This window comes from Chryseobacterium piperi, from assembly GCF_002285635.2.
Lineage (GTDB): Bacteria > Bacteroidota > Bacteroidia > Flavobacteriales > Weeksellaceae > Chryseobacterium > Chryseobacterium piperi.
This window is the reverse complement of the sequence record NZ_CP023049.2, coordinates 194,300-220,403: the sequence shown is the minus strand read 5'-3', so window position 1 is coordinate 220,403 and position 26,104 is coordinate 194,300. Positions and strand designations below refer to the sequence as shown.

General features: G+C 36.4%; 31 protein-coding genes. 9 read left to right on the top strand and 22 right to left on the bottom strand.

Going from position 1 to position 26,104, the window contains the following annotated elements; all coding sequences use genetic code 11:
- Positions 1 to 2 precede the first annotated feature (2 nt).
- The 4 genes from CJF12_RS01080 to CJF12_RS01065 are packed head-to-tail and all read right to left on the bottom strand — an operon-like array spanning position 3 to position 4,948.
- On the bottom strand, positions 3 to 1,613 hold the full coding sequence (locus tag CJF12_RS01080) for a DUF6119 family protein (protein ID WP_051887276.1): 1,611 nt from the start codon (positions 1,611 to 1,613) through the stop codon (positions 3 to 5).
- Positions 1,614 to 1,655: 42 nt separating this feature from the next.
- Positions 1,656 to 2,840: a restriction endonuclease subunit S gene (locus CJF12_RS01075; protein WP_051887275.1), complete on the bottom strand. Its 1,185-nt coding sequence runs from the start codon at positions 2,838 to 2,840 to the stop codon at positions 1,656 to 1,658.
- On the bottom strand, positions 2,840 to 4,369 hold the full coding sequence (locus CJF12_RS01070; RefSeq protein ID WP_034684404.1) for a type I restriction-modification system subunit M: 1,530 nt from the start codon (positions 4,367 to 4,369) through the stop codon (positions 2,840 to 2,842). Before CJF12_RS01070 ends, CJF12_RS01075 begins: the two co-directional genes overlap by 1 nt.
- A gap of 6 nt (positions 4,370 to 4,375) precedes the next feature.
- Complete coding sequence (locus CJF12_RS01065; RefSeq protein WP_034684402.1) at positions 4,376 to 4,948, bottom strand: restriction endonuclease subunit S; 573 nt, start codon at positions 4,946 to 4,948, stop codon at positions 4,376 to 4,378.
- Between the two features lie 211 nt (positions 4,949 to 5,159).
- On the opposite strand from CJF12_RS01065, the gene CJF12_RS01060 reads away from it, so the two are divergent.
- Complete coding sequence (locus CJF12_RS01060; RefSeq protein ID WP_034684400.1) at positions 5,160 to 5,864, top strand: hypothetical protein; 705 nt, start codon at positions 5,160 to 5,162, stop codon at positions 5,862 to 5,864.
- A gap of 241 nt (positions 5,865 to 6,105) precedes the next feature.
- Here CJF12_RS01060 and CJF12_RS01055 read toward each other — a convergent pair whose 3' ends face one another.
- Positions 6,106 to 6,384 carry a hypothetical protein gene (locus CJF12_RS01055; protein WP_034684397.1) on the bottom strand — a complete coding sequence of 93 codons (279 nt, stop codon included), beginning with the start codon at positions 6,382 to 6,384 and terminating at the stop codon, positions 6,106 to 6,108.
- Between the two features lie 77 nt (positions 6,385 to 6,461).
- On the opposite strand from CJF12_RS01055, the gene CJF12_RS01050 reads away from it, so the two are divergent.
- On the top strand, positions 6,462 to 7,217 hold the full coding sequence (locus CJF12_RS01050) for a sensor histidine kinase (protein WP_051887274.1): 756 nt from the start codon (positions 6,462 to 6,464) through the stop codon (positions 7,215 to 7,217).
- Between the two features lie 133 nt (positions 7,218 to 7,350).
- The gene (locus CJF12_RS01045) at positions 7,351 to 8,031 is read left to right on the top strand and encodes a response regulator transcription factor (protein ID WP_034684394.1); all 681 of its coding nucleotides are present in this window, start codon (positions 7,351 to 7,353) and stop codon (positions 8,029 to 8,031) included.
- Between the two features lie 197 nt (positions 8,032 to 8,228).
- On the opposite strand, the gene CJF12_RS01040 is transcribed toward CJF12_RS01045, so the two are convergent.
- The 6 genes from CJF12_RS01040 to CJF12_RS01015 all read right to left on the bottom strand — a co-directional run bounded on the left by CJF12_RS01040 (position 8,229) and on the right by CJF12_RS01015 (position 10,697).
- Positions 8,229 to 8,942 (bottom strand): hypothetical protein, encoded by a 714-nt coding sequence (locus CJF12_RS01040; protein ID WP_131329530.1) that lies wholly within the window; start codon positions 8,940 to 8,942, stop codon positions 8,229 to 8,231.
- Between the two features lie 103 nt (positions 8,943 to 9,045).
- Positions 9,046 to 9,312 (bottom strand): RebB family R body protein, encoded by a 267-nt coding sequence (locus tag CJF12_RS01035; RefSeq protein WP_034684388.1) that lies wholly within the window; start codon positions 9,310 to 9,312, stop codon positions 9,046 to 9,048.
- Positions 9,313 to 9,396: 84 nt separating this feature from the next.
- Entirely contained in the window at positions 9,397 to 9,666 is a 270-nt protein-coding gene (locus tag CJF12_RS01030) for a RebB family R body protein (RefSeq protein ID WP_034684386.1), read from the bottom strand.
- A 59-nt stretch (positions 9,667 to 9,725) separates the two neighbouring features.
- Positions 9,726 to 9,995, bottom strand: a complete 270-nt coding sequence (locus CJF12_RS01025) for a RebB family R body protein (protein ID WP_034684384.1) — start codon at positions 9,993 to 9,995, stop codon at positions 9,726 to 9,728.
- 85 nt (positions 9,996 to 10,080) lie between these two features.
- Complete coding sequence (locus CJF12_RS01020; RefSeq protein ID WP_034684383.1) at positions 10,081 to 10,344, bottom strand: RebB family R body protein; 264 nt, start codon at positions 10,342 to 10,344, stop codon at positions 10,081 to 10,083.
- An 83-nt stretch (positions 10,345 to 10,427) separates the two neighbouring features.
- Positions 10,428 to 10,697 carry a RebB family R body protein gene (locus tag CJF12_RS01015; RefSeq protein WP_034684380.1) on the bottom strand — a complete coding sequence of 90 codons (270 nt, stop codon included), beginning with the start codon at positions 10,695 to 10,697 and terminating at the stop codon, positions 10,428 to 10,430.
- Between the two features lie 442 nt (positions 10,698 to 11,139).
- Here CJF12_RS01015 and CJF12_RS19805 point away from each other — a divergent pair, with 442 nt between their 5' ends.
- Complete coding sequence (locus CJF12_RS19805; RefSeq protein ID WP_157759828.1) at positions 11,140 to 11,304, top strand: hypothetical protein; 165 nt, start codon at positions 11,140 to 11,142, stop codon at positions 11,302 to 11,304.
- Positions 11,305 to 11,388: 84 nt separating this feature from the next.
- Here CJF12_RS19805 and CJF12_RS01010 read toward each other — a convergent pair whose 3' ends face one another.
- The 5 genes from CJF12_RS01010 to CJF12_RS00990 all read right to left on the bottom strand — a co-directional run bounded on the left by CJF12_RS01010 (position 11,389) and on the right by CJF12_RS00990 (position 13,919).
- On the bottom strand, positions 11,389 to 11,634 hold the full coding sequence (locus CJF12_RS01010) for a RebB family R body protein (RefSeq protein ID WP_034684378.1): 246 nt from the start codon (positions 11,632 to 11,634) through the stop codon (positions 11,389 to 11,391).
- A 25-nt stretch (positions 11,635 to 11,659) separates the two neighbouring features.
- Complete coding sequence (locus tag CJF12_RS01005; protein WP_034684374.1) at positions 11,660 to 12,085, bottom strand: hypothetical protein; 426 nt, start codon at positions 12,083 to 12,085, stop codon at positions 11,660 to 11,662.
- A 54-nt stretch (positions 12,086 to 12,139) separates the two neighbouring features.
- Positions 12,140 to 12,949, bottom strand: a complete 810-nt coding sequence (locus CJF12_RS01000) for a hypothetical protein (RefSeq protein ID WP_034684372.1) — start codon at positions 12,947 to 12,949, stop codon at positions 12,140 to 12,142.
- Between the two features lie 221 nt (positions 12,950 to 13,170).
- Positions 13,171 to 13,686, bottom strand: a complete 516-nt coding sequence (locus tag CJF12_RS00995; RefSeq protein WP_034684367.1) for a hypothetical protein — start codon at positions 13,684 to 13,686, stop codon at positions 13,171 to 13,173.
- A 17-nt stretch (positions 13,687 to 13,703) separates the two neighbouring features.
- Entirely contained in the window at positions 13,704 to 13,919 is a 216-nt protein-coding gene (locus CJF12_RS00990) for a RebB family R body protein (protein ID WP_034684366.1), read from the bottom strand.
- Between the two features lie 600 nt (positions 13,920 to 14,519).
- Between CJF12_RS00990 and CJF12_RS00985 the strand changes: the two genes are divergently transcribed.
- Positions 14,520 to 14,966 carry a YdbT family protein gene (locus CJF12_RS00985; protein WP_034684364.1) on the top strand — a complete coding sequence of 149 codons (447 nt, stop codon included), beginning with the start codon at positions 14,520 to 14,522 and terminating at the stop codon, positions 14,964 to 14,966.
- Between the two features lie 55 nt (positions 14,967 to 15,021).
- Here the strand turns inward: CJF12_RS00985 and CJF12_RS00980 are convergent, their stop codons facing one another.
- From CJF12_RS00980 to CJF12_RS00970, 3 genes are all read right to left on the bottom strand, one after another.
- Positions 15,022 to 15,744, bottom strand: coding sequence for a siderophore-interacting protein (locus CJF12_RS00980; protein WP_034684363.1), 723 nt, complete (start codon positions 15,742 to 15,744; stop codon positions 15,022 to 15,024).
- Between the two features lie 86 nt (positions 15,745 to 15,830).
- Positions 15,831 to 16,697: a helix-turn-helix domain-containing protein gene (locus tag CJF12_RS00975; protein WP_034684362.1), complete on the bottom strand. Its 867-nt coding sequence runs from the start codon at positions 16,695 to 16,697 to the stop codon at positions 15,831 to 15,833.
- Between the two features lie 75 nt (positions 16,698 to 16,772).
- A complete protein-coding gene (locus tag CJF12_RS00970) occupies positions 16,773 to 17,543 on the bottom strand; it encodes a 4-hydroxy-tetrahydrodipicolinate reductase (RefSeq protein WP_034684361.1) in 771 nt (256 codons plus the stop codon).
- Between the two features lie 582 nt (positions 17,544 to 18,125).
- On the opposite strand from CJF12_RS00970, the gene CJF12_RS00965 reads away from it, so the two are divergent.
- Positions 18,126 to 18,779 (top strand): hypothetical protein, encoded by a 654-nt coding sequence (locus tag CJF12_RS00965; protein WP_051887273.1) that lies wholly within the window; start codon positions 18,126 to 18,128, stop codon positions 18,777 to 18,779.
- Between the two features lie 120 nt (positions 18,780 to 18,899).
- Positions 18,900 to 19,919 carry a chymotrypsin family serine protease gene (locus tag CJF12_RS00960; RefSeq protein ID WP_034684358.1) on the top strand — a complete coding sequence of 340 codons (1,020 nt, stop codon included), beginning with the start codon at positions 18,900 to 18,902 and terminating at the stop codon, positions 19,917 to 19,919.
- Positions 19,920 to 20,125: 206 nt separating this feature from the next.
- Here the strand turns inward: CJF12_RS00960 and CJF12_RS00955 are convergent, their stop codons facing one another.
- Positions 20,126 to 21,862 carry an APC family permease gene (locus CJF12_RS00955; RefSeq protein ID WP_034684355.1) on the bottom strand — a complete coding sequence of 579 codons (1,737 nt, stop codon included), beginning with the start codon at positions 21,860 to 21,862 and terminating at the stop codon, positions 20,126 to 20,128.
- 390 nt (positions 21,863 to 22,252) lie between these two features.
- Between CJF12_RS00955 and CJF12_RS00950 the strand changes: the two genes are divergently transcribed.
- Both CJF12_RS00950 and CJF12_RS00945 read left to right on the top strand, forming a co-directional pair.
- On the top strand, positions 22,253 to 22,729 hold the full coding sequence (locus CJF12_RS00950; RefSeq protein WP_034684351.1) for a hypothetical protein: 477 nt from the start codon (positions 22,253 to 22,255) through the stop codon (positions 22,727 to 22,729).
- Positions 22,730 to 22,762: 33 nt separating this feature from the next.
- On the top strand, positions 22,763 to 23,293 hold the full coding sequence (locus CJF12_RS00945; RefSeq protein WP_034684349.1) for a hypothetical protein: 531 nt from the start codon (positions 22,763 to 22,765) through the stop codon (positions 23,291 to 23,293).
- 923 nt (positions 23,294 to 24,216) lie between these two features.
- Here CJF12_RS00945 and glsA read toward each other — a convergent pair.
- Positions 24,217 to 25,230, bottom strand: a complete 1,014-nt coding sequence (gene glsA / locus CJF12_RS00940) for a glutaminase A (protein WP_034684346.1) — start codon at positions 25,228 to 25,230, stop codon at positions 24,217 to 24,219.
- Positions 25,231 to 25,365: 135 nt separating this feature from the next.
- The gene (locus tag CJF12_RS00935; protein WP_034684447.1) at positions 25,366 to 25,911 is read right to left on the bottom strand and encodes a membrane lipoprotein lipid attachment site-containing protein; all 546 of its coding nucleotides are present in this window, start codon (positions 25,909 to 25,911) and stop codon (positions 25,366 to 25,368) included.
- Positions 25,912 to 26,104 lie beyond the last annotated feature (193 nt).

The window sequence follows — 26,104 nt, the reverse complement described above, 5'->3', positions numbered from 1 at the left end:
TTTTAATCTTCATTTTCATTTTTTTTCTTTTCTTTTCTATTTACATTATCGTAAATATAATGTACTCTCATAGGAATATTCATTGTGCGCAATGTGTTAAGTGTTCGTAATAAACTAATTCGGGAAAATAATGGTAAGCTTTTGGATTTTTTTGCCTTATCATTTTTAGTTATAATTCCATAAGTCACACTATACGTTCCTTTGTCAATATAATCATGCATTGATGTATTGTTGTCAACCAATGTTTTTAGATTCTGTCTTGCATGCTCATTATTTCTAAGTAATTGTACTGAATTGACTCCTTGATTAAAAAGATGGCTTAAGCTGGAAGATCTTGTGGAAATTTTGATATGAGTAAGTTCTAATAGTTCATTCTCAATATATATCAAATCACATGGTTCCACTGAATATTGTCCTCTAGGTGATATATTTTCTTTATCTAAGCATATTACTTCTATATTAGTATCTTTAACAGAAATATTATAATCATCTTCCCTTTTTTTATCACATTGATGAAGATAAGTATGTGTATCTATAAACACTGGATCAAGTTCATGAGATAATTTTTGAATAAAATCTGTTTCGATAAAATACCATTCTCCTTCACATAAGTGATAGGTCTTATCATCTATTTCACAGTCAAACAAAAAACTTTTAAATATTGTATAATCTTTAATTGATCTATCATCATCATTTAATGTTTGTAATTTATGGGTGTGAAATTTTTTTATATCATCAATTTCTTCAATCCCTCTATCCATTAGATAGTCTCTGTACCCTTTAATAAATACATCTGTAAATTCTAAGTTAGACTTGCCTGCACCAAAATATTTAATCTTATAATCAGTAGAATAATCAAATAATTCAGGTATTGCTAACACCAATTCAACAGGAGCCGGATCTTGATTAAATGCCTGAATTAATTTGTCTTCTAATTGACTGATAACTACAGGATCCTTGACCGGAACAATATTTTGCAGTTCCGGAAAATTTGTTTTATAATCTTCTTTTTCGTAGATCTCAATTAAACTTCCACAAAGATCTGATATTTCTTGAGCTTCTAATTTTGATGACACTCTTAGACTATTACCGCCTGTAACTTTTTTAAATAAAGTTTGGTATTCTTCCTTTACTGAACCTGTCATTTTTTGGAGAATAGTTTCATCGCTTTTAAGGTCAAAAAAACTTAATTCAGAATCAACAGGACTTTGTATTCTTTGTCTTTTGGCATTTTCAGGTTGAAGAATATCCGTAGATTTAATTTCTTTAGGGTTAAGAGCATTAAGAGTTGTTCTGATACCAAAGTCGTGTTCATAGCAATTGTCTTTTAGTTGATGATATGTAGACCCAAATGTCAAAACTATCCATCGTTCATTTATGGGTAGAAAAACCAAAGCACTTTTTTGTGTTTGTACAAGTGTTTTGCTTATTCCCCAATATCCTTTCCACCAGGGTTCTCGTAAAGGACTATCCGAAATATACATAATTGAACCCTCAGGAAGATTTGTTCGGTCTTCTGTAATTAACTCTAATGTATGATCATCTTTTAGAGAATTTGATGGGTCATAACTTTCTTTCAATAAATAAATTGAAAATGATCTAGTTTTGCTCATATTAATTTTTTTGTTTTTTGGTTATTATGGTAATGTTTTACTTTACATAGTTCTTATTTTTCCGGTAAGTAGCTGCTGCATCAATCCTTTCTTCTGTTGTTTTAGATTTTCTAGTTTTTGCTTATATTGTTGTAATTCCTGGTTTGCTTTATTCAAAACATCTGCAATTTTATTTTGTTCTTCCAAAGAAGGGTTTGGTAATGCGATTGTTGAAAAATCATCATAGCTTATATTTTTCCCATCACGAATCCCAATTACAGCAACTGATAAGCGATTAATTAAGTCTGTACTTTTAAAATAAAATTTATAAAAGTCTTCATTTATTTGATGTATTGCTTTTAAAACAGTATATGCAGGACTAACGATTCCTTCATAATTTGAATATTCTATTCCTCCCTGAAATGATCTTAAACTAATCACAAAATTGCCTTTTTTAACAAGCTTATAGGAACTAACACTCCCTGTTGGCATTGTAACTCTTCCTTCTAACAAACTTCTTGGGATTATTCCATTCTCCTGTGTTGCAGATAAAAGTTCTTGGGACTCATCATTATTTTTTATGGATATATTTTTAAAAACTTCTTTCGCTAATGATTTCTTAAAATGGTCATTTTTAAATTCTTTCAATCTCTTTTTTCCTGTCAATAATGAAAACGCTAATACTTTATTCCTTTTTTCTAAAGCCTTAATAATATCAGTAGTTTCTTGTATGGCCTTGTCCCATGTGGATAGAATTTGAGCTATTTTTTGTTGTTCGAGAGGGGGGGGAATATTACATTCTCTATTTTCAATAAATGATTTAGTAATATGAAACATTGTCCCACCTTGTTTATGTTGTAGCATTTTTTCTGTATCAAATATTAAAGTTTGATATAAAAAGACTTTATCAATACTTATGGGTATTATTTTCCATATATGATAGTGGTAGATTACTTTTTCTTCTTTCCAAAAACTTGGACCAAAAGATGCTGACCAAGCATAAATCAAATCCCCATTTTTTACATATTTATCTTCATCAAGTTCTAAGTCAGACCAATACCATTCATTACTTGTTTTTAAATTTCCAACTCTTAACACTCTATAATTTCCATTATCTAATAGTTCATCCTGTTTATACGCTCTACCATTAATGAAATTTGCTACTTCTCCAAATTTTCTAATTTCCCATTCCACAGGAATCATCCTAATTGAAGTGTTTTTATACATCGTTTCAGTATCGCCCATCATTAAATCAAGTTTAATTCTTTTAAATAATCCTCCATTTTCTTTTCTGTTTCTGCCAATTGGCTTTTCAAAGTAACAATTTCATTATAAACTTCTTTGATATCTACTTCTTCCTCCTCTTCAAAAGTATCTATATATCTAGGAATATTTAAGTTGTATTCATTATTCTGAATATCTTTCAAGGTAGCTCGATAAGAGAATTTATCTGTTAAGACTTCACCTTCTTCTGTTGTAATGGGTTTTAAACTTTTAAATTTTTTATATTCTTCTACAATCTTTTGAATATGTTTTTCATTCAGCTTGTTTTGATTTTTTCCGTTATCGAAATCATTACTTGCGTCTATAAAGAGAACATCTTTATTTTTCCCTTTTGCTTTATTAAAGATTAAAATCGCTGCAGGAATGCCTGTTCCGTAAAATAAGTTGGCAGGTAAGCCGATAACAGCTTCTAATAGGTTTTCATTAATCAACTGTTCTCTTATTTTCCCTTCACTGCTTCCACGGAATAATACACCATGAGGAACAATTACTCCTACTTTTCCTTTATCTTCATAAGTGGTTTCAATCATATGGGAGATAAATGCATAATCTCCTTTACTTTTTGGAGGAATACCTCTGTGAAAACGGTTAAATTCATCTGCCGCTGCGGCTTCTGCTCCCCATTTATCAAGTGAGAAAGGAGGATTGGCTACAACGATATCAAATTTCATTAAAGAGTCTTTCTCTTTTAATTGCGGATGGTTTAAAGTGTCTCCCCATTCAATTACAGCATTATCCTGTTCATGCAGGAACATATTCATTCTTGCCAGCGCCCATGTACTTCCGTTATTCTCTTGCCCATATAAAGCATAGTTTTTACCGTCAATTTCATTAGCAACCTTAATTAATAAGGAACCGGAGCCACAAGCAGGATCACATATTCTGTCTCCCGGTTGTGCATCCATAAGTTTAGCCAATAAAGTACTTACCTCTGACGGGGTATAGAATTCTCCAGCTTTTTTTCCTGCTTCTCCAGCAAACTTTGCAATAAGATATTCATAGCTATCCCCAATCACATCATTATCTAATAAATGAGAAGGTTGAAGATCTAATGCATATAAATCCATCAGTAAGTTTTTAAGAATCTGATTTCTTTGTTTTGTCGGTCCAAAAGCGGTTTCAGAGTTAAAAGATATACTACGGAACACCATTGCCAGTTTAGAACGGTTTTCGTCTTCCAGTTTTGTTAAAGCGATGTCAATTAATTCTCCAATATTGCTTTCGTTTCTATTGTTGTATAAGTAATCAAAACTACTTTCTTCCGGAAGTAAGAAGCGTTCTCTTCTCAACTGTCTTTCTACCATTTTTTCATCGTTGGGGTATTTTAATCTATACTGATTACCCTTTTCTTTCCAAACATCAGAAAGGTATTTTACGAAAAGTAAGGTAAGGATGTAGTCTTTATAAGAGCCACTACCCATCACTGGTCTTAGAGAGTCGCAGGCTTTCCATACAATGTTGTTAATTTCTGTTTGTGTAAGTTTATTTTGCATAATTGTTTATATTCCGGTTAGTTGATTAATGGTTTGATTGAATAATAGTTGTTTTTTTTCTTTTAAGTCTTCCATGATTTTTATTTGCTCTTTGTGACAGTTGAAAAATTCAATTACTTTCTTTTGTTCTTCTATAGAAATTAAAGGAATTTCAAAATCCAATAACTCTTTCTTTCTGATAGAAGGGATAGAGCTTCCTGCGCTAGCACTATAAAAGTAAGATAGGCTTTTAGGATGGTTCATCATACATAAAAGGTAATCAGGAAGAATAATAGATTGGTTTACCTTAATGATGTAAAAAATAGATGATGCTATTGCATCTCCTATCATTTGATCATATTTGTAGGCAAAGAATTTTAATCCTTTACTTACGAATATAATATCATCTTGTTGTAATAGAAGAGAGGTTTTCACGTCATCAAATGAAACATAAGTGTCTATATTGTCAAGGTAGCTTCCAGAATCTGAAAAATTTTTAACTTGTAAATACAAAACTCCCTTATCCTGAACGGATTTCAAATAGGGTCCAAAATTGACCGTGCAAAAATCGGCAAGCTTTATTTTTGTATTTTTATGCATTGTAGAGTTTTTCAAATTTCATATTACAAAGATTGTGAAAATATTTCAATTAACAAAATATTTTTTTTGTAGAATTTTTCAAAAATATAAAAATATTTTTTTATTAAACCAAATTTTCAAAATTACCCCTATTTCTACCCCCTGTGATTTAAAAACCATTTTTTTTGTAAATTTCCTCCATCAATATATGATATACTAATACACTAATACCATGACAACTGAAAACATTTATCAATCCATTAAAAAATGGAAAAGCCTTATTGATTCCTATAAGAACGGAAATAATGCAATTGAAGCGGAGATTCTGGGCTATTTAAACCAGGGTACCCACTTTTCTGTTTCCGGCGATGAGGTCAGGCAATGGCAAAATATACTGGGAAAAGAAGAACAGAAAAGGATTCATGCTTATATTGGCATTGATGAAAACGTGTTAAAATTTTTTCTGATCGATTCTAAAAGTGACAAAGAGGGAAATTTTAATACCATTTTTATTAAAGAGTTTACCCGTCAATCTCCCAATGCAATTACTGAAAATACGCCCAACCTTGAGATCTGTCCTCCGATTACTTCGGAGTCGGCCATCAACCGTAATTTCAGATGGAATATGTACGGTAGCATATGGCTAAAAGCTCAGAAAGTGGAACCATTCGTACAAATCATTTCTATTCCGTTCGCTGACTATGAACGATTAGGTTTGGAAGGCAAACAATCATGTACCTGCTTCTTTGGACTTACGAACGATATTCAGAAAAGTGTTTCCGGTTTTACTTACCATATAGAGATCATTACGGTCAAAGATCTAACGATTAACGAAATGAGCAAAACGGCAGAAAACTACTCTACTCCCCGACCACCATTCACAGTAGATGCCCCTGCTGACTATCAACTTTTGCTGAAAAGCGGTGCTTACTTATAACAGCTTATCCCTCTATTTACAAATACTCATCAACCTGACTTTATTAGTGGGGCTGATCTTGTTCGTAAAAAACGGGATAAAAATAAAAGAGGTGATGATATTCCTCGCTGGAGAATTGACTCTTGAATTAACAGATCTGGTGGAGCGATTACTAAAATTAAATACCCTAAATATTTATAATTATGCATTGAGCCAATTTTTCGGCTTGGTTATAATGACAGAGATCTATACCAAATATTGTTTAAGAGTTCCTGTTTTCATAAAGGGAATCATTTACCTGTATGCTACGGTATTTTTCATCATCAATATGATCGATCTGCATCATGGGACACCCGTTACTTTTTATTCCAATATCATCAGCAGTATCATCATCTGTAGTTTTGCCGCGGCTTATTTTATGCAAATGCTGAAAAAAGGAAGGATGGAAAAAAGCCTGTTTATCATTAATATCTGCGTTTTTCTTTTTTTTTCTGTCGAATGCCTGATCTCCACCACCTTTCAATTCCTGATCACAAATCATCTGGAATGGGTAGCGCCTATCTGGCTTTTCAGAGGGGTTTTATTATGGTGCCTTTATCTTTCTTTTATTAACCTGGGATGTTGCAGTGGGAAAATCCGGGCCTGGTAGTCGGATGGATATGGATTGGTATAGGGCTATTTTTTTTAACGACAGTATTGATCACATTATTGATCATCAACTATTTGAAAAGCATCAGGAAAAACAAACAGAGAGTCATACAGCTCGTCCGGAATACCCAGACGGAATGTTGGGAAAATACGATACACTTACAGGAAAGGGATCGGGAACGTTTGGCAGAAGAACTTCATGACAACATTATTTCCCGCCTCAATCTCATTCGGCTAAATATGAATCATAAAAACAGGGATGAATTAAACCTGGATCTGAAAAAGTCCATGCAGCTGATTCGGGAATTATCCCATAATCTGACGCCTCCGGACCTGAGTGAAATTGAACTGACCGATCTGATTGCAGATTACCTCAACCAGATCGGTAAGAATATAGAGATTGCCTATCATCATATCGTCACCGACACATCGATCAGCAGTCCTGTAAAACTCAATATCTTCAGGATCGTCCAGGAATTGGTGACCAATGTTTTAAAACATGCGAATGCCACCAGGATTGATGTTTCCCTGAGAATATCGTTGGAATACCTGATGCTGACGATAGAAGATAACGGCAGTGGTTTTAAACAGGGAACCCATTATAATGGAATTGGACTGAGGAACATCCAGTCGAGGGCTCAAAAGATCCAGGCGGTTTATAAGCTGAAGTCGAGACCGGAAAAGGGGACGAAGTTTATAGCGTGTGTGGGGATTGTTGAAGCGTGAAGAGGGGCGAAAAGGCTGATAGGCTGAAAGGCGAAATCGTAAAACTGTGAAACCGTTAAATCGTAAAAGAGCTGAAAGGCTAAGGCAAATTTGCCTATTCGCCCTTTTGCCTATTTACTAAAAAAATAAAAAAATGGAAAATAAAAAAATTAAAATCGGCATCGTAGATGATGACCTGTTGTTTGTACAACTTTTAAAAAATTATATGGATCAGGATCAACGTTACGAGGTCGTACTGACTGCAACGAGTGGCCATGATTTCCTGAATAAAACAGAAAAGGAGATTCCGGACATTTTAATCCTTGATCTCAGAATGTCCAACGGTGATGGGCTTGAGGTAATGTCTGTCTTGTCTCAAAAAGATACCGAAACCAAAATCATTGTGCTCTCCAGTTTTTACCGGCGTTCATTTATGGGACAAATGCTGAAAATGGGAGCCCATGCTTTTTTGCCCAAAGAAATTGAACTGGAAGAACTCTTACAGGTTATGCATGCAGTATACCATCATGGGCATTATTTTTCTGATGAGCAGGTTGAGGTAATGCGTGGCCAGCTATCCAATAAACTCCCGGAGTTTCATGCCTACTCTAAGGATGACCTTACAGAAAGGGAGATTGATGTATTGAGATTGGTATGTCAGCAGCTAAGCACCAAAGAGATCGCGGATGCTTTGTTTATTTCCCCAAAAACAGTGGAAACCCATAAAACCAATCTAATGATCAAAACCTGTGTGAAAAATATGGCCGGACTGGTTATTTATGCGGTACAAAATAATATTGTGAATGCGCATGAAATCGTGTTGCTGGACAAATAACCAAAAAATTGATAATTGATAATTGATAATTGATAATTGATACTGAATAGAATACAAATTGTTTAATCTGGTAAAAGGTACCTTCAAGTTCGCCTTGTTATCAGAGAATAATAAATTTGTATTCTGTCTCAGTATTTTTATCTTTTTGAACGTCATTTTGTAATTTCTCCCATGAAATATTGTCGCCGGATACAGATTTACTCTTTATACGGAAGCTCCTTCTTTTTCGGGGGAAGATTCTCAACGGTATGTTTTATTCGGGGTAGATTTTTATAAGCCCGATATGCAGCTGCATTTGATCTTGCCATATCCGGGAACAGCCAGCTTCCGAAAACCTGATTAAGAGAAGCAAAATTATTGTATCCGCCGCCTCGGAGATTGATGTATACATTACCATCTTTTTCAATAAATGCAAGATCCAGGTACCCGCCACTGAAAACATGGCCCGGTTCAGCAAAATTCCTCATTGTCATTGTTTCATCATTATGGGTTGTTCTTACCTGGCCTCCGAATACGGCTGTTGTCACCGCATCATTGGTCCTTACTCCCATTAGCTCCCCGTCTCCACCTCTCATAGCACCCGGTACTGTTCGCCCGATAGAATTCTTCGAAAATTCAAAAACCGAACGTGCAGTAAGATAGGGGGAAACAGGCCCCACCAGAACATTAAATTCAAAATCATGTTCAGCATAGCAAAACTTCCACCCCAACCATCTCCCAAAAATACGGAAAGGCTCCATCAGTGGTGATCCTACCCTTCCCGTAGGCGATACGATAGTATCAACATAACGGAATGTTGGAGCATACCGCTCCATCTGTAAAAAATATTTGTAATAAGGTTCATCACTCTTCAAATGAAGCCGGGCATACTGAGATGATCGTAACAAAAGAGGATATAGAAACTGTCTCATGTCAATTTTATTTTAAGTTATTAAGGTTTATAATCGCTAAAAAAAATCAGGGAGAAATAAAAGCATTCTCCCTGACCAATATAATTCTAAAAACACGCTTTGCTTAAGAAGGATTCAGCATCTTAGCAATGGAAATAGCATCTGCTACGGTATCCACGCTATAGATCTGCATCACGCCTTGTGTAGTGGCTGCCTGACCCAGGATATTTTGTTGATTTTGCGTATTTACCGCATTTTCAAACATAATCCCGGTAGAATGCGCTGCTGTCTGATACACATTTCCTAAAGCAATAGCCGGAGCTTCTGCTACTACTTTTACGTTGGACTGTGTTACAGCATCTGTGATTTGTTCATTAACTACTGTTGCCATAATGATTATTGGTATTAGATTTTAATTGACCGGACTTTCCGGCCCTGGTTATTGAGCTTTCTGCCATTGGCAGAAATTACTTTTTTAAGAACCTGCATTAAGCATTTGAGCGATAGAGATCGCATCTGCTACCGTATCCAGGCTATAGATCTGCATTACTCCCTGGGTAGTGGCAGCCTGTCCTAAAATGTTTTGCTGGTTTTGATTATTCACTGCATTTTCGAACATGATCCCCGTAGAGTGTGCCGCCGTTTGATACACATTCCCTAAAGCGATTGCAGGAGCTTCTGCTACCACTTTTACGTTGGACTGCGTTACTGCGTCTGTAATTTGTTCATTAACTACTGTTGCCATAATGATTATTGTTGATTAGAGTTGATATGACCAGGCTATCTGATCATGGTTATTGTTTTTTATGAATTCGGATTCAGCATTCTTGCGATAGAAATTGCATCTGCAATAGTATCCATGCTATAGATTTGCATTACTCCCTGAGTAGTGGCAGCCTGTCCTAAAATATTTTGCTGGTTTTGGTTATTTACCGCATTCTCGAACATGATTCCTGTAGAATGTGCTGCCGTCTGGTATACATTTCCTAAAGCAATTGCCGGAGCTTCTGCTACCACTTTAACATTGGTCTGGGTTACTGCGTCTGTAATTTGTTCATTAACTACTGTTGCCATATAATTATTTTTTGATTAGGTTTTTAAATAACAACCGGATGATCCGGTTGTTAAGATTATTTTTTTCTACACACAATAGAATTTTTTAAGGATTCAGCATTTTAGCAATAGAAAGAGCATCTGCTATGGTATCTACGCTATAAATCTGCATGGTTCCCTGAGTAGTGGCTGCCTGGCCCAGAATATTCTGCTGATTCTGCGTATTCACCGCATTTTCAAACATAATTCCCGTAGAGTGTGCGGCAGTTTGATACACATTTCCTAAAGCGATTGCCGGAGCTTCTGCTACTACTTTTACATTGGTCTGGGTTACTGCATCTGTAATTTGTTCATTAACTACTGTTGCCATAATGATAATTGTTAATTAGAGTTTAATTTGTCGGCTATTCCGACCATGGTTATAGGTTTCCTGCTCAAGCAGAAAACAGGTTTTTAAGAATTCGGATTAAGCATTCTTGCAATAGAGATCGCATCCGCTACCGTATCCAGGCTATAGATCTGCATAACGCCTTGCGTAGTCGCTGCCTGTCCTAAAATGTTTTGTTGGTTTTGCGTGTTCACCGCATTTTCAAACATGATTCCCGTTGAATGTGCTGCAGTCTGGTAAACGTTGCCTAAAGCCATTGCTGGAGCTTCTCCTACAACTTTTACATTCGATTGAGTAACTGCATCTGTGATTTGTGAATTAACTGTTGTTGCCATAATTGTAATCTGTTTTTTTTGAGATTTAAATCCCGGTTAATAATTATTTGATTGTTAAACTAGTTTTCATTTTTTAATACATTCTGAAGGATCTTATCTGAATGATTGACTTCATCAACCAGATCTATTTTCTCTCGCAGATTATGCAGATTGAGCAGATTTTTCAATATTTAAATTGATTCTCTTTCTCCACAATCATCTGCGCTATCTGCTAAATCAGCGAGAATTTAAAATCTCTTCATTTTTATATTTTACAATCGGTATGATGATCTGCATTATCCGCGAAACCGGCAAGAATCAAAATTCTCTGTACGTTTCATAAACACTTGTTTTCCTTTATACTAATGGATTGACTGTGCTTTTTTATGTTATTTTTATTTGTTCTCGCGGATCAGGCGGACGGGCAGATACTGATATATTCGATTGGTCTTTACATAAAAGGATGCGGTCCCTTCTTTGGCTTCTTACCTCTATCTTGAAAGAAGCCACTCTTCTCCTGCAGGCTGTTGTACATAGTTTACGTTATGAGCTAGAGATTGCATTTCCACATGGTTTATTGGCTCGTTTCAGGGCATTGACAACATTCCGAAAGCTGGCGGGAGGATGAAAAATTTTGACTAATATATATGTTGAGGTCACCAGCTTCCATTTCTGCGGGAAGAAAACCGCATCCGTAATCTGATATTCCGGATTAGAAATTAAAACGGCTCTTTCTAAACTGTAGCAGCTCTTTATTTTTCAATTTCCTGGAACCCATTTTTTTTATTCCCATAACAGAATTACTTAATCCGATAAGCGCATCTCTCTGCTGATGCAATACAGACTGCTCATACATTAATCCTGTGGAGTGTGCATTAACCTGCATCGAAATTGCAGTAGGTACTGTGGGAGACATTCCTACAACTTCTAAATTGATTTCATTTTGATGATGTACCATAACTATTCATTTTTTGGTTATTTTATTATTTACGGATATTAGCAAATCTTGCCTGCAGCTTGACCATTCTTTCTGCAATCTTCAGTTCTTTCTCTTTTACTTTTCCTGCGGAAGTATCCTGAAGTCTTTTTAGCTGTTCTTCATAAGTCATCGCTACCGGATTTCCCGATACGGGTGTTGCTGCCTGATAGGCCTGTTGCTGCTTAACTGCTTCTTCGAGCTTTTCCAGCAAAGGGGCTAATGATTTCAACGTTTCCTTCGTCGCTTTATCTTTGATGTAGTTAATGATTTCATCTTCGTTACTGATCACGAACGGCATTAAATCTTCTTCCACAATGTCCGGTTCCACAATAGGTTCAATGGTTTCAATAGTTTCCATAATTACCGGAATAGGATCAGGAGCTGGTGTACGCGCAGGTCTGGAAGCTCTATGGTGTATTCGTCTTCGCATAGGTATTATTTTTTGATGATGAGTAAAAAGAGGTCGCTGTGCAGCAGTAGGCTTCTATAGCAAATAGCCTAAAAAAGCACCTGCTGTAGTCCAGTCCTGGTTAAGACCCAGAACTACATTACTTCCTATGATTTCCAGGGCTATACATCCCGAAATCGCGTTAGCTGACATCATTTCCTTAAGCTGATCATTAGGAAGATGTAAAACATAGTCGTCCGGAATGGCAAGCTGCTTTCCATGAACCGGAGGGTTCTCATTAAGGATAATTTCAAGAATTTCCTGGAAATAATGGGCAATTAATTTTGAACCCTGAAACTCCAGTTCCCTTTTTAATGCTACAATTTCATCCGGAGTCACCAGGTTGGATATGGCATTCACATCTACATCATGTACAGAATACAGTGCCTCTCCTGTGTTGGATGCCGTAATCGTTATATCTGTTTTGAGAACACATTTGGATTTTTCAAGATTGATGGTAAGAAGTTTTGAATCCATCTCCGGTTCAGCAATATCTGCCAGGGTACTGAGAGGAAGGATTCTTACATTACAGAAAAAAGTCTGATTCTCTTCCAGTTTGATCATGATGACCGCTATTCCGGTAGCTTTGTCTTTCGGTTCTATGACAAACGATTGGTAGTTGTTGGTTCTTTTACCTTTGGTACTGATGACCGGCCTCACAATAGGCTGAATACTGACATTAGACGTTTGCATATTAAATACATCACGGTCATTGTTATTATCTGTTTTCTTGACGCTGAAATAGGCATTATCACTATTTCTGCTCAGATAAAGACTTTCATTCAGTTCTGTTAAGGAACGTAAATTTAAAATTTTAGCTGGTTTTGGTTCGATTGAATAATTCATCTCTTATTTTTTTAAGTTGATCGATTAGTTTTGTTTTTATATTTTTCTTGGTATGCTCACTGATATGTTGCTCAACAGGCACTACCGCTTCTTTAATCTCAGGCTTTACTAATGGCTCTGTTAATTTTATGGATTTTAGCACTACTCCCCCTCATCAGCTGTGATAAAGTTTTTTTTCATAGAATCCTTCTGTGCCGAGGTATCTTCCGTTTCCGGTAGCGTCACTCGTTTTTTTTTTCGGGATCTTCCTCTTCACCGAAAATATCTGCCAAAGGGGGAAGGTCTGGAATTCCGTTTGAGAATGGAGTGGTATTGTTGTTGTAAATGGTACCGGAAAGTTTGGTCTTTGCCTCGGCATAATCACTTACTATTTTGAACAGGTCCTTCATCATTGCGTTTCCGTTTCCTTTTTCGGGATCATATTCAGGAACTTCTTCAGCTTTTTCTTTGGAGCCGCCCGCTACCGGAGGGTGATAATTTCCATAGGTTAAATAATTAAAAGCCAGCTTGCTCAGAGCAACAAGGCCCACCTGCTCAAATCCTTTTAAAAATGATTGTAAATCCTGCACCATCATCCCGGTCGACTGATCAATCATTATTTTCGCAGCTCCCAACATCGGATCGGTCGGCGGCGGCGATAAAACTTCAGTGTTCACAAACACTACTGCTTTTTCCTCCGGAGTGGTAGGATCAGCTTTTGCAGCTTTTTTGGTTGCATCTTTATCATTCTCAGCCATGGTTATAAGGTTTTAGGTTATCCTTTTAAAATCTTAATGGCATCCGCAACAATCGCAGGGTTTAATTGATTCAGGTTCTGCTGATTCGATACTGAATTCTGAATAGAAATTCCACTCGCATGCGTGGCCATCTGATAAAGCATACTCATAGCTTGTGCCGGAGACTCACCAAGCACGGTAACATTGGTCTGCGTAACTGCATCTGTAGTCTGATTGTTTACTGTATCTGCCATATTTTTCGTTTAAATGGTTATTTTAGTTTTAGTTTTTTTGACATTCTATAAGATTTCTCTCATCTCAATTCCATCTTTTGTTTTATATTGTGACGGGAATCGTAAATCATCGGTTACTTTCTCTCTTTTGTCTGATACAAATTTCATAAACAAAAACAAATCAACACTCAGGGAAAAAACTGATTTTCAAAAACGAGGGAATTCTCCTAATGGTGAAAACACATCTAAAAAAGGTAAAACATATTTCGACAATAATCGCCACCCATAAAGGTATTTCAGGAAAAAAAATCTTTTGATATTACTCCATAAAAAAAGAGCAACATTTTAAAATGATGCCCTTTTTTATATTTTCACCTTATAAGATTTCAGCAATTTTTACTAATTTAATCCCGATATAGGGAATATTTTACTTCATCTTTAAAAAAAATTTTCAAGCAGCAATCCTGTGTTTTTCTCCTGATAAGCATGGTTTTAGCGTGTTAGATCCCACACGAGGAATTATTTTTTATTAAAAAAATGAAATTTAACATATTAAAAATAAAATAATCTTGTTATTTTTGTCGAATAAATAAATTTTTACGATTAATTAATATAAATTCAATGATTATAACAAATAGGAATAAAATCGTACTTAAGATGAGAATTCTGATGATTCTTTTGGTAATTGATGTTTTTTTAGTAATTGCCGGATTTATTTTAGAGTCTTTCATACAAGAGAATATCGAATGGCCTCTATTAGCTATATCTGCTGTCTTCTTTTTATTGATCCTAAACAGTATTATCCGTTTAAGAGTATTTCATTTTGAAAATACAGGTGCAGTCTTTTCAATCAAATACTACCACCCCATCAAAAAGGGAATTATATTTCCGCAAGTCGATTATCCCGTAACCCGATTAAAGGCGCTTAAACTTGAAAGATCTTTACTGGCAAAGAATGTGGTTATAGAAGTCAGTACCCAACAAAAGGAAAATCCACTTCGCATTAAGGTAAAAGCCTCAAATATCAGCGATAAAGACTACCACCGTATGATGAAATCATTTACATAATCGACATCCCGATGCTATTGGGATCAATATGATATAAAGTAAAAGGTCTGTGTTTTCACAGACCTTTTTTTCCCTCCATCCAGTAAGCCTGGGATTTGATACAAGTCGGATCTACTCCCCCTCCTTTAAGGAATCTTCTGATCAGAGACATTTTCTTACCATTTCCTGTAATATAAAATATAACCTCCCTGTTATCGACCGCTTGTTTCTCTTCATTTAAAAAGCAAGTCAATGCTTCTATGGTTTTCATGGTATTGTGTTTAGGCGTGTGGTAGCCAAACAAATCCAATGTTTCCAGAGCTACAGGTTCTTCCATTTCATGCAGGCATAAAAACAACCGGTCTGAGCTCTCAGCTGCTTCTTTAATCGATAAAGAACTTCCCAGCGAAGTTTCATCTCCTACTGAGAAATGAATTTTTGCCTCCGGGTCAAAGAGTTTTCTTCCTCTGGGAAGCAACACTTTCATGGTATCTCCTGCTGATAAACTTTCAATATAACGACATCCTGCTGCCGTAATATCATGAAGGTGAAACAGGATATCAAAAGTTCCACGCTCACGGTCAAAATTAAAAGGGGAATAATTACGGAAATCCCTTTCATTAATCCTGATTCCGATCGCATAAGTCGGAGAAAAGTCTACTCCGGTCAAATCGGTTTCAAACCGGATGCGCCGTAGGGTGTTTGAAATATCTTCAGTATTGATGATCGTACAGTCTTTGAATTTAGATGGTAAAACACTTTCCATCGTATCGTTGATCCATTTTGGTAAACTTGGCATAATATATTTTATGACAAAGAAAGGAACAAAAGAGAGGTCAACCGATAGTCATTTCAAGGAATTAATTGGACTATTCACGGTTGTATTTACTTTCGGCTGTTCATCCGAAAGTCTGAAGGTGAGCGACCTTCCAGCTTGGAAAATAAACGAGAAAAATAGGTATGATCACTATACCCCAATTCGTAAGCAATTTCTTTTATAGTGAGGTGGGTAAAAACCAATAATCTTTTAGCTTCTACCAGGATTTCCTGCTGAATCCAGTGCAATGCTGATCGCCCTGTTGCCTCATGAACCACTTCCGTTAAATACCCGGGAGAAATATGTAATGCTTCAGCATACAATGATGGACTTTTCACGGATTTAAAATCTTTTCTGATCAATATCCGGAACTGCCTTGTGAGTTGTAAAGCACGATTTTCTTTTGCATCTTCATGTTTTCTTTCATGCAGGAACTGATGAGCAAACATTCCGGTATAAGCATTCACCAAAGACTGAACCACCGAAAACCCTTCTCTCGTATCAAGCATTTCTTCCGTGCAGGAAGAGTGAAGTAATGCAGCACAAGCATTTAATTTTTCAGCCCAGCTTTCATTAACAGATAAAGGCTTTGCCTCAACCAATGATTCTTCAAAAACAGAACGTACAAAGTCGGGCAGTACTTCCGTTTTAACCGCCAGAAACCATCCGCAAACATCATTCAGAATCAACCCCTGATGTACCTGGCCCGGAAGTAAAAAGAAAATAGCAGGCTCATGCGTTTCGATAATGGTAAAATCAACCATCATTTTAGCATAACCGCTTTCCAAAAACATGAAAATATAATGATTATCCCTGTGAATTCCTTTATCGATCAGATTATCTTCAGTTTCCATAAGACGTCGCTCCACTTTCTCCACTACAATACCGTGCCGGGAAACATTGTTTAAGTCGTACGTTGGAATCGTTTTCTTCATGTTCTGAATCAAGAGCGTAAAGTTAGGAATTTTACTCCTTACCAAGCTATTGAAGATCGATTAGCGAATAAAGAATTAAGATAAATGACTTTCTATTCCGCTGAAAAAATAGGGTCTCAAAATATCTTCAAAATTATAGAGTCCATTAAGTTTATTCTTAATATTTCCTGCTACAAATAAGGCTCCGTTTCCAAAAGCTTCCCGGGAAATAGATTCATGCACAAGCCTCACGGTCTGATAGGGAAAACCAAAAATAACTTCATGTTTTCCGACAATCCCTCCAACTCTTACGGAATTAATACTTTCTGTTTCAATATCCAGGGCTTCTGCAATTTTCACTGCCGTCCCCGAAATCCCGGATTTAGCTTTGAAATGTTCTTCAATAACCTCGATATCTACTTCCGGGGCTATATTCTTCAATAGTGAAGCCGCAAATAGCAAATAATTAACACCCAGCGTAATATTAGGAGACCAAAAAACCACTGCATTCTCTGAAAGCTGCTTTAAAAATGCTTTCTCCTTTTCGTCATAATGAGAAACAGCCGATATTATTTTAACCTTTTTTTCAGCTGCTGCTTTCCCGTAATTATAAATACTTTTTTCTGCAGAGAAATCAATAATAATATCTACCGGATAATCTTCCAGTAATTGATTGATATCTAATCCCTGTTGTGAAAATATAAGTGCCGGATCAGGGCTTTCTATCCCCAAAAATTCTTTAGCGGAAAAATGCTCCATAGCTTTACTATTTCTCAAAACCCACTCCAGAGAATATTCCTGATGTTGTAGTATAACATTTGCTACTGCTTTTCCTGCTTTTCCAAATCCAATTAAACCTATTTTCATAATCAATATTTTTTTGTTTATATACGGCTGCTAAATTTTTGACAAGCCAGAAAACTTAAAAATAGGAGAACCATCAAAAATTTAAAGAAATTATTTTATTTCTGCCAGATAAGTAATTTACGAAAAAATATTTACATCAAATCTGAAATAACATCCTTCATTACTATATAAACACATATCTGTAAAATGAAAAAAACACAGAAATACCAGTAGACTAAATGATCTGTAATGTGGTAGATCTTTAAATCAATCAGCTTTTTTTAAATATTAAATAATCATTACATTTTCAGAAAAACTATACTATAAGTATATAAAAACTACCCTATAATATTGTATTAATATACTTATTCATTAAAATTAGCTCCCAACACAAAAATCCAATCATTCTTCAGGCTAAATTTCCCTCATTTCCTTTTTTTCAATTAACATCCGGTAAATAAGTATTTCTACGGAAGGTTGAATTTGGTTATTTCTACTCTAAAATCTGATCTTTTTTGTTTGTTCCTTTGAGCTATTCAATAAGAATACAATACAGAGGCGGGATCTGAAAAGCCTGTCTAAATAACCAAAACAAAAAAACTAATGGAAACAATTGAAATTACAAAAACAGGAGTAGGCTTTAGCGATCCTTTCGAACCAGTTATCGCAGAATTAAAAGGAGAAGCCAAAGAATCTTATTCAATCGAAGTATCCGGCCAGGGGCAACTTACCGGATTGTCCTATACTATCCCTGCTCACACAGAGGGAAGAATTACAGCTACACTTCAAATATCCGCCTTGTCCAGTGAAGATGTAAAAAGTCTTAACGCTTTGGCTTTAGGAATGCTTGATGCTTCTTACAAAGAGCAGGTAAAAGAATACGAAAAAACGTCAGCAAGCGCCAATCTATCTGTCTGGACCTGGTTCTTTGGAGGTGGTGGAGCTTCCGCTTCTTATGAAAAAACAAAAGATTCCATGAAGTCTAAAGGGCTAACTGAAGCTCAAATTACCACATTAATGGACGCATTTCTTGAACGGGCAAAAAACATGTCATCGGTAAAAATTGATTTCTATGTGAACAATTCCGCCAATGATTATTCTGTTTCAGGCGATCTTTACCTGTATACTGTTTCCGGATCTATCAGTACTGAAAAAGGAACATCCCAATACCGTATGTTAGCTGATCAGGCTTCTGCTGGTGGTCCACCCCCTGCAGGAGGAGGAGCTCCTTCTTCAGGAACAATTAAGCTGAATTAATGTATTGTAGTAAGGATCATTAAATCCGGAACTGCTTTACTTATCTAGTTACGGATTAGAGACTCTATCATCTGATCAACCTTTTATTCAATATGATCAACCTAACCAAAAACCAAAATCATGAAACTAAGTAACGAAGAATTGGCCTTACATGATACCATGGCCCAAAAATTACCTGAACTTATTGAAGAATACTTCAAAAGACCTGAAATATCATCTGTGGGTGTTTCTCTGAAAATTGTCAATGATGAGTTGACGCCTACTTTAAGTTATACTTTCGGAGTAAAAAAGAAACTCCCTTTATCAAAGGTAAGTCATCCGATTCCTTCAGCAATTTTCGGATGCCCTACAGATGTCATTGAATTTGAAGTTCAACCCAATCATCTTGCAGACTCTGAAACCATTGTAGAAGCTTCCCGAAAAGAAAAAACGGATCCCTTGATCGGAGGTATCAGCATCTCGGCCAACGGTGAGATTGTGCATGGTGGAAAAGAGATTGCAGGCAGTGGCACTTTAGGCGTCATGGTCAATAAAAAGAATGACGACAACCCTTATATGATGACGTGCGCCCATGTATTGGTGGGAACGACCACTAAACTGGATTCAGATGTATGCCAGCAATCCAAATGGGAAACAACGCTCAACTATTGTCATGACTGCGCTTCTCTGAAGAGCTATTATCATCAGAATGTTTCTTTCCAGAGAGGCTCAAGAACAATCGATTCCTGGCTAGACTGCGCCATTGCCAGAAAAGGATGGTTCAGAAATGCTACTATTGGAAAAGTATATGGTGTAGGAAGTATCATTGGAGGATTTGCTGTAATCGATGCTTCCATTATAGGCAAAGAAGTTTGCAAGAGCGGTATTACCACTGAAATTACAACAGGAAATATCACAAGTATTACCACTTCTCTAAGACTAGATAATTTTGACGGAACAGAAGTTATTGGCAATAACCTGACTATGATAAGAGGGAAAGCAGGACGTTTTTCCAACTCAGGGGATTCCGGCTCTGCTATTTTCACAACAGATGATTCTATGCTGGTTGGCATACTAGGTGGATCCACTGTTTCCGGAGACCAGGCTTTCGGTTCTCCTGCCGACGCTATTTTAAGCAAATGGCCTGATCTGAACTTCTAGAATTAGAATCCTTTTCAATATCAATATACATGAAAGGTGAGCTTTAGAGCTCACTTTTTTGCATAGGTTCCTTTAATGAGTGGACATCTTTCTAGACCGATATTTAAAACGACTGGAAAGGTCAATAATTAATTGAGACGTATCTTCCAATACGTCTCAATTAATATATTCAAAATAATAAGCTTATTAAAGCTAGCTTGCTATAATTATAAAATCAGTCTCACCCCTCCAAGTTCATCGACCCTGTAACTGAATCTTTCTCCCGGACTACTGATAAACATAAAGTTTTTAGGGATTCCCCATTCATTACTCAGTTGTTCTACCAGCTCAGGAGTAAAGTCTCCCATTAATGTAATATATTCCATATCCACCTCCGGGTATGCTCTGTCCAGAACATCAAAATCAGCCATAAATTTAGGATCCGGTTGTTGCTCTTGCTTTAAAACCGTCACTATTTTCATTTTATTCGTCACCTCATTCTCATGCAGATACATCATCACCTTGTTCAGTGTGGCAATATCATCCCCTTTTGAGAAGAAAACAAAATCCTGTTCATAGAGCTTCTTTATACTCCGGTTCAGAAACCGTTGCCTCGTAACCGTATATCTCTTGTACCCTTTGGAAACCGATTGTAAGGTATTCACTAAAAAATGAAGGATATCTTTTCTTAGCAGCATCGCCAATATAATAAGCACCGAAGGAATGAAATACTGCAGGAATGTCACCAGGTACTGGGGTTTTGTTTGAACGTTTCCATACAATGCGATTAAGACCGCAAAAAGAGCAATAAGAACCGCTCCGGGCTTGGCATATTCTGGTCTTGGAAGTCGGGAACGCCTTAATTTAAGAAGAATATTCCCCACCGCAAAAGATGCCATTACTGTAAGAAAGGATAAAGCATATACAGCAGCCAAAGGTGCCAACTGCCCTCTGGTCACTAAAAGCACAGAAATGCATAAAAGGAAAAAGAGTATTAAAATTCTATATGTACTTCCTCTTTTATTTTCTTTAAGAAAATAATTAGGAAGAATTCTATCCAGTGTCATCCTTTTAATCAATCCATTAACTCCCACAAATGAAGTTAAAACGGCTCCACTTAATACAGAAACAGCGTTGATAGAAATAATCGTTGCCAACCATGTACCACCGGTAAGCGTACCTATATAGCTCAAAAAAGAATTCTTATGCCCTTCCACTTCACCAATCGGAATAATACAAATCGCCAGAAAAGCAATCAATGGATTCAGCACAGACACTGCAATCCACATATTACGCAATGTTTTTGCAAAAACACCGCGCTCCTGCTCTTCTACAAAGTTAGAGGAACTTTCAAAACCTGAAATACCGAGCATCGCTGCCGAGAATCCAAAGAAAATTGCTGTAAGGATACTTCCGCTTTTTACTGGTAAATGAAAATTATCAATAAGTACCGAAAAACCATTATTGAACAAAAAGTAAACACATGAGCCTACGAGCAAAAGCATGGTGGTCATATGGAAAATAAATATAACCAATGCAACCGAGGCACTTTCAGAAATTCCTAAAATAGTAAGTCCTAAAAAGATTAATAATAAGACGAAAGTGGCTATATTCACATTGAAATAAGGCAAAATATGATGCAGATAATGCATGGCCTCACTGGATGAAATAACGGCCGTTGCCATATAGGAAAGTATGGTAAGACATGCAGCTATAGATGCATTACTTTTTGTTGTTGTATTAAGGAGGACATTATATGCACCCCCATTAAGAGGAAGGGCTCCTACCACCTCACCATAGATTTTCCTGAAAAGGAACAATACCGCCGCCACCATTAAAAGAGCTACCCATGCATATTGTCCGGCTGCTACGATAACCAGTGCTGAAACATACAGGCACGAAGAGGTGATGTCATTACCACAAATTGCCGTGGCATACCATTCACTTAATTTTTTTTTCGACATTTGATCATTTGTTTGATTACAAGGTGTAATAATAAAAATTAATTTTGTAAAACAGACTAACTTTTTTCAAAAAAATGGTAGTTACTACATCCTTTTTCAATGACCCTAACAGGGATGAAAGATCGGTTGAAATAACTCTCCTTTTCATAGCTTGAAATTACACTAAATATCCCATTACTATCCTACCATTCTCCAATAAGGGTAAACACCCAATTTCTGAAAATGGGGGTATCCCCTGTTTTACACCTTTACCTTAAACCTGAACTTTGTGACACTGCGAAAAGAATGGGTATATCCGGCTCAGGATTTTATCAAACTCGTTGAATAAAAAAATAATCATGCAACTCCTGAAATTCAGGACAACCAACTTAATTATAATTATATAAAAATATGAGATACTATGTACTACTTTTAAGAACCACCCGGACAGCAGGAGCATTAGGCACCGTTGGCTGGTTAGGAAATAATTACTATCAACAATACCAGGCTCTGGCAAATCCTGAGCAGGTAAATCGCGAGAGAAGACTAGGTGCCATGCTGGGTGCCAGAGATTTCACCTCCGATCAGGTCGGATTTGGTGTTTTTATAGCTATAAGGCTGATTCATTTGACTTTTGGAAATATTGGAGAACAAGGAATTGGCAGTCTGTTTAATTCCCCACGAGCTCAGGAGCTGATGAGGGCACCCAGGACTTTCGAAAACAACAGAAGACTTGGTGTCATGGAATATCAATACTGGCGAGGGGAAAGAGGCCGTGGAGAATACGTCTGGGATGAATTCATGATCCAGTTTGGAGCTCATGTCAATCCAACCGCACGTGCCATTCTACAAGAAGGAGCCGCCCGGTTCCGGGATCGTTTAAATTAATCCTAAAAGGAAAATCATTAAAATTATAATCATATGCCTAATTACAAACAACTTTTAGAAACAGCTGCAGCCTATATGCCCAATACTTTGTTGGGTTGGCTGGCTGCTATTGGAGGTACCGCTATTGCCACTATAGGTCTTCCATCCATTTACGATTTATACCAACGTTATAAACGCTATATCCTTCCCGCAGATCGTAGTGCCGATTTTTTGTTGGGAGGTGGAATACACGGTATACAGGACAATGCAGATGGAAATATTGACCAATACCTCGATACTTTTCGGCAAATCAATGACTTAAGAAACCAAAGACAAGATGATACTCGCGCTAACCTCACCCTTATAGGGCTATTATTTTCTAAGCTTAAAAGAGAGGGACACTCAGATATCGATGCCATTATTAGAAAAAACATTACCACTATTGCCCAAAACAGAGATGAAGTAACTGATGAGGAATTGGAATTGGCTTTGCAAAATGCCATCATGGGTGGTACCCGAACAAGAGATTCACTTACTTACTGGGCCAGAAGTATAGGAGGTCCTATCTATAAATGGTTGGGATAAAGCCAACTTCAATGTATTAACTTTTATGTAAGCCGGCGTTCTGCTACAGGACGTTGGCTTATTTTATTAATTCTATTTTTAACACAATTTTTTTTACCATTCATTAGAACTGGTTCTCGATACAAAATTATTTTCCATTGCATTTCAAATAATTTCACTCGAACTCACGGTGGAAGATGTTCTTCGTTTAATTTTAATAAGATCGTCACTTCGAGTAGATTTTGAAGAAATCGTATCGAGAAGTTTCTGAATGAGTGGAACAAGGTTTAAATCTTCTGTTTTAAAAATTTTTGTCTTTTAATTTTTCCCACATATTCCTCAGATTTACACAGATATTTTTATGATTATTTAGCTCTCGCAGATTAAGCGAATTTCGCAAATCTTATAAAAATCTTTGATTTTTAAAAAGCTTATGTGTACTTGTTATACATTATGAATTGAACTTAAATAACTAAAGTGTTTAAAAACTTTTGTGACTTTTGTGGTTAATTTATTTGTCATTGACTACGTCTAATCTTCGATTTCAGTAACGAAGCGAAAACGAAGTGGAGGAATCTAGCCAAAGCTATTCAGCATTAAAGACTTTACTTGTTTTTTATACTCGCCAATCAAACTCATTTAGCAGATTTTTATTTTCCTGCTAAGTTTAGATTCCTTCACTCCGCTGTTCTAGCTACATTCTCAAATCGAAGATTAGAAATCCCATGGATAGTAGAAGTATTTTTCTCTTTGCTAAGTGAAACGCCTTTGCGCCTTAAAACACATTCCTTTTAGAGATTTTGCGTCATTGCGTTTAACTCTATTCTGGTTATTTTAACCCTCACTGATCGAATAGGTAACAAAAAAGCCACAAATTTTGTGGCTAATTATATTGATTGATTGATTTCTTTATGTTTTAAAATAAAAACAAGTTAATGTGCTTTCTAAAACACACTTAAATTATATTGCTTTACCAGGTCTAAAATCATGCGATAACCCACCAATGAATTTCCGTGTTTGTCCAATGCCGGACTGAAAACACCAATCCCCATCTTTCCGGGAACACTTACTGTAATTCCACCACCCACTCCGGACTTGCTCGGCAATCCCACAGTTCTGGCATATTCTCCACTGAATTCGTACATTCCGGCAATCAACATCTGTGATTCTACCAGTTTGGCAATATCCGGATTTTTATAGGTAGCATCCCCGTCAAAGCGGACGCATTGGTTTGCAAAGAAGTATCCTATTTTAGCCAGATCTTCAGTCGTCAGCTCAATAGAACATTGTTTGAAATAATTATCCAGCTGGTCTTCATTTCCAGAAATCAATCCGTTATTCTTCATCAGATAGAACATTCCACGGTTACGATGTCCTGTGGATTTTTCGGATTCATAAACAGATTTACTATAATCGATAGTCGGGTCTTTGGTGATATACCGGACCATCTCCAAAATTTTAAGAAACGGCTTCTCCCCTTCTCCGGAAATTAAAGAAGTCGTTAGAATCGCCCCGGCATTCATCATCGGATTAAGGGGTTTTCCTGTAGTTTCAAGATTTGAAAAATGGTTAAAAGGCCGATCGGTACCAAAATACCCCATTTTATCAAACACGTTGGCTTCTCCTTTTTCGGTTACGGCAATCATTAATGCGATAATCTTGGAAATACTCTGCATCGTAAATTTCTTGTGTACATCTCCTACATTGACTATTTTTCCATTGTTCTCTACTACTGAAAAAGCAACGGCATTGGCATCCATTTTTCCAAGTTCAGGAATATAATCAGCTACTTTCCCCTGTGTGTAATAAGTTCTGTTTTTCTCCAGAATGCTATTTAAAGTTTTTTCTGAAATTGTTGAAATATCTGCTGTTTTCTGAGCGTATGCCAGCATATTGAAGGAAAGACAAGCTGCAATAAAAAATCCTTTTGCAGAAAGTAACAAGCTATTTTTTTTCATGTACAATGTTTTCAGACACCACAGTGAGATAAGCTCTATATCATCACTAGTGCCGGTGGAATAAAATCTATTAATCAATATTTGGAATAAGGAAAAGATATAAAACAGGGATATTATTCCCCATTTTTTCAAGTTCTATTTTACCTTTTCTAAAAGAAAAAGTTTAGTCCCTGAAAAAGCCAGTTTAGGAATTACATTTCCTTCCAGAACCATTGTTTTATTATTAACATCGATAACGGAAATATAATTATTGGAGTTATACTTAATATAATTTTCTTTCTCCTGGGTTACAGGGTTTCTTCCGAACTCCAGTGAATATTTCACCCAATCCTCCTTACCAGAGCTGCAATGTGCCGGTTTGAACTTGGATTTTTTAGCTTTGAAAACAATCTGATCGAAACCATCTGTACAGTCTGAAGTAAAAGAGCTTTCAGGGTTCTGATCTTTTGTAAAATCTTCAAAAGAGCCACGGTAAGCACCCACCACTCTCCAGGTCCCATCTAAACGATCTTCATCAATTTTTCCCTTGGCTTTGCTTACTGCCCAGCTAATTCCATTCACGGTTCCTTTTACCGCCTTGTAACTTACGTTTACAGCACCCTTTACTACCTTTGCAGCAGTAGATACCACACAAGAATTGAGTACTAAAACAGCGGAAGCGAGAAATATTATTTTTTTCATCATCAATTTTTCTTTAATAGCTGCAAAGATAATGTTCAGAATTTTGCAAAAGAAAAAATAATGTAATTAATTTTCACTTACGCTTACAAAGCCTGATTATATCGCAGTTTCAGAAGTCACGAAAAACAATAATAACCAATTAGAATTTCAATGAACACTATATGCTCATTTCATATCACAATCATTAGTATTT

Coding starts and splice junctions, on each gene's coding strand:
- CJF12_RS01080 (WP_051887276.1), bottom strand. CDS start 1,613: ATGAGCAAAACTAGATCATTTTCAATTTATTTATTGAAAGAAAGTTAT.
- CJF12_RS01075 (WP_051887275.1), bottom strand. CDS start 2,840: ATGATGGGCGATACTGAAACGATGTATAAAAACACTTCAATTAGGATG.
- CJF12_RS01070 (WP_034684404.1), bottom strand. CDS start 4,369: ATGCAAAATAAACTTACACAAACAGAAATTAACAACATTGTATGGAAA.
- CJF12_RS01065 (WP_034684402.1), bottom strand. CDS start 4,948: ATGCATAAAAATACAAAAATAAAGCTTGCCGATTTTTGCACGGTCAAT.
- CJF12_RS01060 (WP_034684400.1), top strand. CDS start 5,160: ATGACAACTGAAAACATTTATCAATCCATTAAAAAATGGAAAAGCCTT.
- CJF12_RS01055 (WP_034684397.1), bottom strand. CDS start 6,384: ATGATTTGTGATCAGGAATTGAAAGGTGGTGGAGATCAGGCATTCGAC.
- CJF12_RS01050 (WP_051887274.1), top strand. CDS start 6,462: ATGTTGCAGTGGGAAAATCCGGGCCTGGTAGTCGGATGGATATGGATT.
- CJF12_RS01045 (WP_034684394.1), top strand. CDS start 7,351: ATGGAAAATAAAAAAATTAAAATCGGCATCGTAGATGATGACCTGTTG.
- CJF12_RS01040 (WP_131329530.1), bottom strand. CDS start 8,942: ATGAGACAGTTTCTATATCCTCTTTTGTTACGATCATCTCAGTATGCC.
- CJF12_RS01035 (WP_034684388.1), bottom strand. CDS start 9,312: ATGGCAACAGTAGTTAATGAACAAATCACAGATGCTGTAACACAGTCC.
- CJF12_RS01030 (WP_034684386.1), bottom strand. CDS start 9,666: ATGGCAACAGTAGTTAATGAACAAATTACAGACGCAGTAACGCAGTCC.
- CJF12_RS01025 (WP_034684384.1), bottom strand. CDS start 9,995: ATGGCAACAGTAGTTAATGAACAAATTACAGACGCAGTAACCCAGACC.
- CJF12_RS01020 (WP_034684383.1), bottom strand. CDS start 10,344: ATGGCAACAGTAGTTAATGAACAAATTACAGATGCAGTAACCCAGACC.
- CJF12_RS01015 (WP_034684380.1), bottom strand. CDS start 10,697: ATGGCAACAACAGTTAATTCACAAATCACAGATGCAGTTACTCAATCG.
- CJF12_RS19805 (WP_157759828.1), top strand. CDS start 11,140: ATGCGGTCCCTTCTTTGGCTTCTTACCTCTATCTTGAAAGAAGCCACT.
- CJF12_RS01010 (WP_034684378.1), bottom strand. CDS start 11,634: ATGGTACATCATCAAAATGAAATCAATTTAGAAGTTGTAGGAATGTCT.
- CJF12_RS01005 (WP_034684374.1), bottom strand. CDS start 12,085: ATGCGAAGACGAATACACCATAGAGCTTCCAGACCTGCGCGTACACCA.
- CJF12_RS01000 (WP_034684372.1), bottom strand. CDS start 12,949: ATGAATTATTCAATCGAACCAAAACCAGCTAAAATTTTAAATTTACGT.
- CJF12_RS00995 (WP_034684367.1), bottom strand. CDS start 13,686: ATGGCTGAGAATGATAAAGATGCAACCAAAAAAGCTGCAAAAGCTGAT.
- CJF12_RS00990 (WP_034684366.1), bottom strand. CDS start 13,919: ATGGCAGATACAGTAAACAATCAGACTACAGATGCAGTTACGCAGACC.
- CJF12_RS00985 (WP_034684364.1), top strand. CDS start 14,520: ATGATTATAACAAATAGGAATAAAATCGTACTTAAGATGAGAATTCTG.
- CJF12_RS00980 (WP_034684363.1), bottom strand. CDS start 15,744: ATGCCAAGTTTACCAAAATGGATCAACGATACGATGGAAAGTGTTTTA.
- CJF12_RS00975 (WP_034684362.1), bottom strand. CDS start 16,697: ATGAAGAAAACGATTCCAACGTACGACTTAAACAATGTTTCCCGGCAC.
- CJF12_RS00970 (WP_034684361.1), bottom strand. CDS start 17,543: ATGAAAATAGGTTTAATTGGATTTGGAAAAGCAGGAAAAGCAGTAGCA.
- CJF12_RS00965 (WP_051887273.1), top strand. CDS start 18,126: ATGGAAACAATTGAAATTACAAAAACAGGAGTAGGCTTTAGCGATCCT.
- CJF12_RS00960 (WP_034684358.1), top strand. CDS start 18,900: ATGAAACTAAGTAACGAAGAATTGGCCTTACATGATACCATGGCCCAA.
- CJF12_RS00955 (WP_034684355.1), bottom strand. CDS start 21,862: ATGTCGAAAAAAAAATTAAGTGAATGGTATGCCACGGCAATTTGTGGT.
- CJF12_RS00950 (WP_034684351.1), top strand. CDS start 22,253: ATGAGATACTATGTACTACTTTTAAGAACCACCCGGACAGCAGGAGCA.
- CJF12_RS00945 (WP_034684349.1), top strand. CDS start 22,763: ATGCCTAATTACAAACAACTTTTAGAAACAGCTGCAGCCTATATGCCC.
- glsA (WP_034684346.1), bottom strand. CDS start 25,230: ATGAAAAAAAATAGCTTGTTACTTTCTGCAAAAGGATTTTTTATTGCA.
- CJF12_RS00935 (WP_034684447.1), bottom strand. CDS start 25,911: ATGAAAAAAATAATATTTCTCGCTTCCGCTGTTTTAGTACTCAATTCT.